Raw genomic sequence first — 3191 nt, 5'->3', positions numbered from 1 at the left:
AGCCGTTCCGTTTCAAACGAATACCACATATCCCTTGATGCCGTCAGGTATTAAGGGCGCAGTTACGACTTGCACAAGTGCAAGTCCTGCGTCATGGTGGCTTCGCCCCCCTGAACCCCCCGTTTAACTCCAAAAGGTAGGCGCTCGATCCGTGGCAATCTATCGCGCAGAAACGAAACCGATCAGCCGGAGCGCAGGGCGTTCCGTTGTGGCTGCGGCTGCGTATCGTGCTGGCGAGGATTTGACCAACGAGGTTGACGGGCACGAACACAAATACAGCCCCCGGCAGAATAGCGTTGCCCATAAGGCAATCTTCATTCCGGGGGGTGGCACCGCTGACCGTTCGGAATTGTGGAATGACGCGGAGCGGTCCGAGAAACGCAAGGACGCCCGCACCGGAAGGGAATGGGTTGTTGCTCTCCCCCATGAACTCACCAGCGAGCAGCGGGCCGAACTGGCGGACAGTTTCGCGCGTGAGCTGGTCCAGCGGTACGGGGTGGCCGTGGATGTGGCCGTGCATCTTCCGGGTGACGAGGGCGACGACCGGAATCATCACGCGCACATCATGACCACCACCCGCACGGTGGAGCGGGGGGGCGATGGCAAGCTGTCCTTTGGAGACAAATCGACCATCGAACTGTCCGACAAGAAGCGGCAGGGCATGGGACTGGGGAAGGCCGCCGATGAGGTGAAGGAAGTCCGGCAGCTATGGGCGGGCCTTGCCAATGCCGCGCTAGAGCGGGCTGGGCAAGAGGCTCGGATAGATCACCGGAGCAATGCGGAGCAGGGGCTAGACCGCGTTCCAGAGCGGCACATGGGGCCGAATGTGGTGGCTCTGGAACGGAAGGGCCACCAGACCCCGACCGGCAACCACAACCGGCGCATCCGGGCCGAGAACGCCCAGCGGGCCGAAGTGATAGATTTCGCCCTGGCTAAACTGGCGCAGGCCGTCAACGCCATGCGTGAGGGCTTCGAGAGGGTGGCCCAGGCATTTGACCGGCTGACCCCGCCGATACAGCAGAAAGCCGAGAAAACCGCCAATAAGTGGATGGCTTTCAGCAAAGGGCTGAAGGCAGGAGCCGCCAAGGATGCCGAGGCAGAGCGGAAACGTCAGATGGACGAGCGGATGCGGCTGGCCGAAGAGCGCCTAAGAGCCGCAGCGGCCGAGAAAGAGCGGGCCGAGCAGCGGGCCAAAAACGCCAAGGAGCATCAGGAGATGCTACAGGCCCGCCGGGATCGAGGCGGGAGAGGGCGGGGCCGTTAAGCCTTGGCGTCCTGCCCGGCCCGCGCCTTGGCTATGACGGAACGGGCATGAGCGAGGGCGGGGCCGTGGCCGTCCGCCTGCGCTGCTTGCAGCAGTTCTTCCCGCACCAACGGGTCTTGTGCCGCCTTGGCGCTGTCGAACACGTCCAGTTCCGAAACCTTCATGGGTTAAGCCTTGCCACCCTGCACGATTGCCAGCTTGGCGCCGGGGCGTGGGATTAGGGCAAGTTCTTCCTGCGTGGCGCGGCTGCCGACCTCGGCAACGTGTTTGTTCATGAAGTAGCGGACGAAGCCGGGACCACGCATACCGGCGATTTTTTCGCGCTCGATAAAAATCGCCCCGAACCGCACTAGCTCATTCATGATGCGGCTGACGTTATCGGCTCCAATGCCGACTTTCTCCGCGATTTCCTCACGGGTCAGCATGATCTGGCCGGTATGGGGCATGAGGTGATCGAACAGCAGCGCCCAAACGCGCATGGCTTTCATGGGCCGCTTGCTGTTGGCTTCCAGCCAGTCAACGACAGCGGCATTTTGGGCGGGACGGATCATGACAAAAGGCTCCGTTGTTCCGGGGTCTGGTGTGGTCAGGCGGTTAATCTGGACATACAGCCGACCGACTGCATCCCTCATGGCTCCGTCACCGTCACTAAAGGGCAGAAGGGCCTGTTTCAGAAGATCGGCCTGATCTTCTTGGAGCCTATCTTTTTTGGTCTTAAGCCGGGTCACATTCCGCATGGGGGAAACCTCTGTATAGGGTCCGATTACCTGTCACCACGTGACAGTTTATCCTGTCATGTGGTGACAGGTAATGGCAATCGGTTTTTGGCGGTTGCCTGCCAAAAAACAGAGGTTGGCGTCACCCTAGATAGAATAAAGATATTTATTCCCCCCTATGGTCCCCCCCTTAGAACGGTGGAAAACTCCCATTTTCGACGTGTTCAGCCGGCGGAAATTGCTCTTTCGAATTGCTCAGGAAGAGGGAGGGGTTGGCGATCATGGCTGCACAGCCCAGCCGCTGGCGTTCTGGGTGGGGTAGCAGAAGGTGCGCTTTTCCTTCGGTTCGTATTTGGCCTCATATCCCGGCAGGTGGCAGTGGCCGAGGGCTTGCAGAAGGCCCGCCCTGTCCATCAGGTAGCCAAGCTGTCCGCTGGGGGTGATGCCCCATGATGCGACCGTGTTGGCAGCTACGGCCTCGCTGTAGCCGTGGGCCGTTCCAGAGGCCCAACCGTCACGGTGTCCCACCCAATAGCCCGTCAACCACCCGCCACAGACCAGCAGAGCCGCGCAGAGGGCCGTCCAGATCATCAGACGCCTCTTGGATGCTGTGAAGGTGTCACCGGCTTCCTCGGCCAATTTAGAGGCTTTTCCGGCGGCGTCTGAAATGGTCTTGCACCTGGCATCTTGTTCGGCGGCCAGCCGCTCCATGCTGGCGGTGGCCGTGGACAGGCTTTTTTCGACCCTTTTGAACAGTTCAAACGGATCTTCTTCCAGTGCCTCACTCATGGCCGGTGTCCGGTGCTGGATGCGGGGGCAGGGAGAGAGCGGGGAGACGGGAAAATACCTCAAACGCCTTCCGGTCGGATGGGCGCTCTACCAGTTTCAAAAGTGTTTCAATAGTGCGGACGGCCCGTTCATCTGTTTCGGCAAGTTTTACCAGTGCGCCGCCCAAGATGTAGTTCTGCCGGTCCCTCAACTTTGATTCCGCTTTAGCTGCTTCCTTCTGCGCCTCTTTGATGCGCTTTTTCTGTTCAGCTATGATCCTTTTGGCGTTCTCAATCTCTTTCGCAATATCGCTCATATCATCCTCACCGTGGAGCCGTTCCGTTTCAAACGAATACCACATATCCCTTGATGCCGTCAGGTATTAAGGGCGCAGTTACGACTTGCACAAGTGCAAGTCCTGCGTCATGGTGGCTTCGCCCCCC

General features: G+C 59.8%; 5 protein-coding genes. 1 reads left to right on the top strand and 4 read right to left on the bottom strand.

The window, feature by feature from the left end; translation table 11 throughout:
* Positions 1–151 precede the first annotated feature (151 nt).
* Entirely contained in the window at positions 152–1264 is a 1113-nt protein-coding gene (gene mobQ / locus ACP7IZ_RS13620) for a MobQ family relaxase (RefSeq protein ID WP_426849696.1), read from the top strand.
* On the opposite strand, the gene ACP7IZ_RS13615 is transcribed toward mobQ, so the two are convergent.
* The 4 genes from ACP7IZ_RS13615 to ACP7IZ_RS13600 form a co-directional block, all read right to left on the bottom strand.
* The gene (locus ACP7IZ_RS13615; RefSeq protein ID WP_426849695.1) at positions 1261–1407 is read right to left on the bottom strand and encodes a hypothetical protein; all 147 of its coding nucleotides are present in this window, start codon (positions 1405–1407) and stop codon (positions 1261–1263) included. The two genes, mobQ and ACP7IZ_RS13615, sit on opposite strands and share 4 nt — an antisense overlap.
* A 24-nt stretch (positions 1408–1431) precedes the next feature.
* Complete coding sequence (locus ACP7IZ_RS13610; protein ID WP_426849693.1) at positions 1432–2001, bottom strand: hypothetical protein; 570 nt, start codon at positions 1999–2001, stop codon at positions 1432–1434.
* 258 nt (positions 2002–2259) lie between these two features.
* Complete coding sequence (locus ACP7IZ_RS13605) at positions 2260–2769, bottom strand: replication protein (protein ID WP_426849691.1); 510 nt, start codon at positions 2767–2769, stop codon at positions 2260–2262.
* Entirely contained in the window at positions 2762–3064 is a 303-nt protein-coding gene (locus ACP7IZ_RS13600; protein WP_426849689.1) for a hypothetical protein, read from the bottom strand. The genes ACP7IZ_RS13605 and ACP7IZ_RS13600 overlap by 8 nt, the downstream gene beginning before the upstream one ends.
* Positions 3065–3191 lie beyond the last annotated feature (127 nt).

Source organism: Acetobacter sp. AAB5 (genome assembly GCF_050106715.1).
Taxonomy (GTDB): domain Bacteria; phylum Pseudomonadota; class Alphaproteobacteria; order Acetobacterales; family Acetobacteraceae; genus Acetobacter; species Acetobacter oryzifermentans.
Note: the sequence above shows the minus strand (reverse complement) of the source record. Positions and strands in the feature narration are given on the sequence as shown.